This window comes from Yersinia sp. 2542 StPb PI (assembly GCF_048593855.1).
GTDB lineage: Bacteria > Pseudomonadota > Gammaproteobacteria > Enterobacterales > Enterobacteriaceae > Yersinia > Yersinia enterocolitica_E.
The window spans coordinates 1-3,376 of the sequence record NZ_JAZGQA010000298.1 but is presented as its reverse complement, the minus strand read 5'-3'; the positions used below and the strand labels follow the sequence as shown (position 1 = coordinate 3,376).

Genomic DNA, 3,376 nt, shown 5'->3' with positions numbered 1-3,376 from the left:
CATCTAATTGAATGTATAGTTTGAAAATTATCGTATTTGTAATGTCTTAACTTACTATTTATTGATAACTCTCAATGTTGATTTTATTTCTAACAAATAAAGCTTTAAAGAAAATTCAAATCGATCAACCATTTTAATTCATGAACAAGTTGAGGTTAAAAATGGTTCCATCATCCCCACAGGAAAGTATTAAAAGAGTTTTGGCCGCAGAATATGTAAGAATGTCTACGGAACATCAGAAGTACTCTCTTGATAATCAATCTGAATATATAAGGGAATATTCACTGAGAAATAATATCACGATCATTCATACTTATAATGATGCTGGTAAAAGTGGGCTGAACATCTCAGGAAGACCAGGATTAAAGGCATTACTCGATGATGTTATTAATAAGAAAATAACCATTTCAGCTATTCTTGTTTACGATGTGAGTCGATTTGGACGTTTCCAGGATGCGGATGAAGCTGGGCATTACTCACACTTACTTCGTAAAAATGGCGTGAAAATTATCTATTGTGCAGAGCCATTTTCAGAGGAGCATCCTGAAATGTTTATGCTCGGGTTGTCATTTTCTCGACATGGGGCAGCAAGTTATAGTCGAAACCTTTCTGAAAAAGTATTCCTGGGGCAGGTTAATTTAATTAAAAGAGGCTACCATCAAGGAGGAGTGGCGGGCTATGGGTTACGGCGCTTATTGATTGATGAGCACCATGTACCAAAAGGAATACTTGAATTCGGCCAGAGAAAAAGTATCCAGACTGATCGTATTATTCTCTCTCCAGGACCTTTGGAGGAGATTAACATTGTCAATAAAATATTCGATATGTTTAACCTTGAAGGGAAACCTGAAATTGTTATTGCTACAGAATTAAACCGAACTAACGTTTTTGCTGAAAATGGAAATAAATGGACCCGAGGGAAAATACACCAAATACTCACGAATGAAAAATATATCGGTAACAGTATCTATAACAAAACCTCGTTTAAACTGAAACAACGGCATGTCAATAACCCCGAAGATGAATGGGTAAGGTTCAATGGAGCATATGAACCTATCATCAGTATTGATAAATTTAATCTTGCGCAAGAAATTATAGCATCAAGAATGGTAATTTTTACTGATGATGAATTATTGGAGAAACTGAGTATTCTTTTGATTAAAAGAGGGCGTTTGTCAGGGATTATAATAGACGAGGAGGAGTTGTTGCCATCAAGTAGTACTTATCGTTCCCGATTTGGTAGCTTGCTACGAGTATATAGCCTTATCGGATACAACCCAAGGCAGGACTATACCTATCTGGAAACCAATAAAGTTCTGAAGGGATTTCATTCTTCTGTAATCGAGACTATTATTGAAAATATTTATAAATCTAATGGATGGGTTAGTGATTCGCCCACAGAAGGGATTTTAAATATCAATGATGAATTCACTTTATCTGTCAATCTTGCTCGGTGCCAGCGGTTATCAGGGAATAGCTTAAGATGGAAAATCAGGTTTAATCATTTGTCAGTTCCAGATATCAGTATTGCTATTCGTATGGATAGCTTAAATAAGTCCCCTATTGACTATTATATTTTCCCTTCAATTGATGAGGTTTATAACCATTTAAGTTTAAAAGAGAAAAATACATTCGGTCTCGAATTGTATAATTTTAATACACTTAATCCATTTTACCATTTAGTGAGAAGAACAACATTTATAGAGAAAATAAAACGATGACCACTGAAAAAGTAGAAATGATAGACATATGCAAAATCATGGTTAGTAATCCAAGAGACCGGGATGTGTTTACTCATAATGAAATAAAAGAAAACATTAACCAGATTGGCCTTAAACGGCCCATCACGGTGAGAAGGATGGTTCATGATCACTTTGAATATGCACTGATTTGCGGGCAAGGTCGACTGGAAGCGTATCAAGAGTATAAAGAAACCATGATCCCAGCAATAGTTAAAAATGTCGATGAAGAAACAGGACATTTAATGAGTCTGGCTGAAAATATAGCTCGTAGAAAACCGAGAGCAGGAGAGCTTCTTGGCTGTGTAAGACAATTAAAAGTGCAGGGTCTGACAGACAAAGAAATCGGGTATCGGCTAGGTTATACAACCAGTTGGGTTCATGGTATCATGAATCTCATTGAAAGAGGGGAAAAAAAACTGCTCATTGCATTTGAATCAGGTTATATCCCATTATATCTGGCCGTAGAAATATCAAGAGCTGACGATAATGAAACCCAAAAGTCACTTACTGAAGCTCTTCTCAACGGACAGATAAAAGGAAATCAAATAAACCGCATCAAACGTATTCTTGATAGACGAAAAGAAGGAAGCAAAGGTGCTATTAATAATACATATACCAATGGTCGTCCTCAGAAAAAGTTGAGTCCAGAAGAATTATCAAAAATATATCAGAAAAATGTCAATGAACATAAAGACATCCTTGTTAAATCTAACTACGTCAATGAAACCATACTGGCCGTCAAGGAGATATTCAAGCAATTAATAGAAGATGATGACTTCTGTTCAGTATTGCGGAATAACAATATCACCAATATGCCTGAGGCTCTGCTTGATAAAAATTTTAATAGGGATAAAAATTATGATTAAGCAATGTTTTAATCAGCAGTTTCAAACATTCACGATAGCAAGCCTTGTGCATTCTAAGTCACTGCCAATCAATGTGAAATCCAGTATAAAGTATAAGCAAATACTTACGTCAATATCAGAAATTGGTTTAATAGAACCAGTGATTATTTTTATCACAGATGATGACTCTAAGAAGATTTTAGATGGACATCTTCGTATTGAAGCATTGAAAGATCTCGATATTGAGTTTGTTCACTGCCTAATATCACCCGTTGAAGATACCTATTCTTATAACAAAAGAGTTAACCGATTAACCATCATCCAAGAACAAAAAATGCTTCAAAAAGCCATCGATTCAGGCGTATCAATAGAAAAATTGAGTGCTGTTCTGGGGACATCATCAGTGACGCTCAATTCAAAGTTGAGGATATCTGATGGTATAGCCAAGGAGGTTATGGCACTTTTGGCGGAGAAAAGTGTTTCACAATCGATCTTTAGAATATTGCGAAAACTTAAACCTTACAAACAAATAGAAATGGTGACAACGATGATAAATATCAATAACTTCACCCAAAAATTCGCCTTGTCAATGCTTCATGCTATTGCTCCTGAGCATTTAATCAATAAAAGTAACAAGGAGTCAGATAATAAAGATATTGGAAAAACCCTTGCCAGATTAGAAAAGGAAATGGCAGCAATACAAATTGAAACCCAAAACATCCAAGATGAGTATGCTGAGAATAATCTAAAAATGGTCATTATAAGGTCACATATTATCAAACTACTCAG

At 35.3% G+C, this 3,376-nt stretch carries 3 protein-coding genes; all 3 read left to right on the top strand.

The window, feature by feature from the left end; all coding sequences use genetic code 11:
- Positions 1–161 precede the first annotated feature (161 nt).
- Positions 162–1,721: a recombinase family protein gene (locus V1952_RS20830; RefSeq protein WP_012104619.1), complete on the top strand. Its 1,560-nt coding sequence runs from the start codon at positions 162–164 to the stop codon at positions 1,719–1,721.
- Positions 1,718–2,608, top strand: a complete 891-nt coding sequence (locus tag V1952_RS20825) for a ParB/RepB/Spo0J family partition protein (RefSeq protein WP_420075456.1) — start codon at positions 1,718–1,720, stop codon at positions 2,606–2,608. The genes V1952_RS20830 and V1952_RS20825 overlap by 4 nt, the downstream gene beginning before the upstream one ends.
- The coding region (locus V1952_RS20820; protein WP_420075455.1) for a plasmid partitioning protein RepB C-terminal domain-containing protein at positions 2,601–3,376 on the top strand (776 nt) is incomplete at its 3' end. The genes V1952_RS20825 and V1952_RS20820, both read left to right, overlap by 8 nt.

Coding starts and splice junctions, on each gene's coding strand:
- V1952_RS20830 (WP_012104619.1), top strand. CDS start 162: ATGGTTCCATCATCCCCACAGGAAAGTATTAAAAGAGTTTTGGCCGCA.
- V1952_RS20825 (WP_420075456.1), top strand. CDS start 1,718: ATGACCACTGAAAAAGTAGAAATGATAGACATATGCAAAATCATGGTT.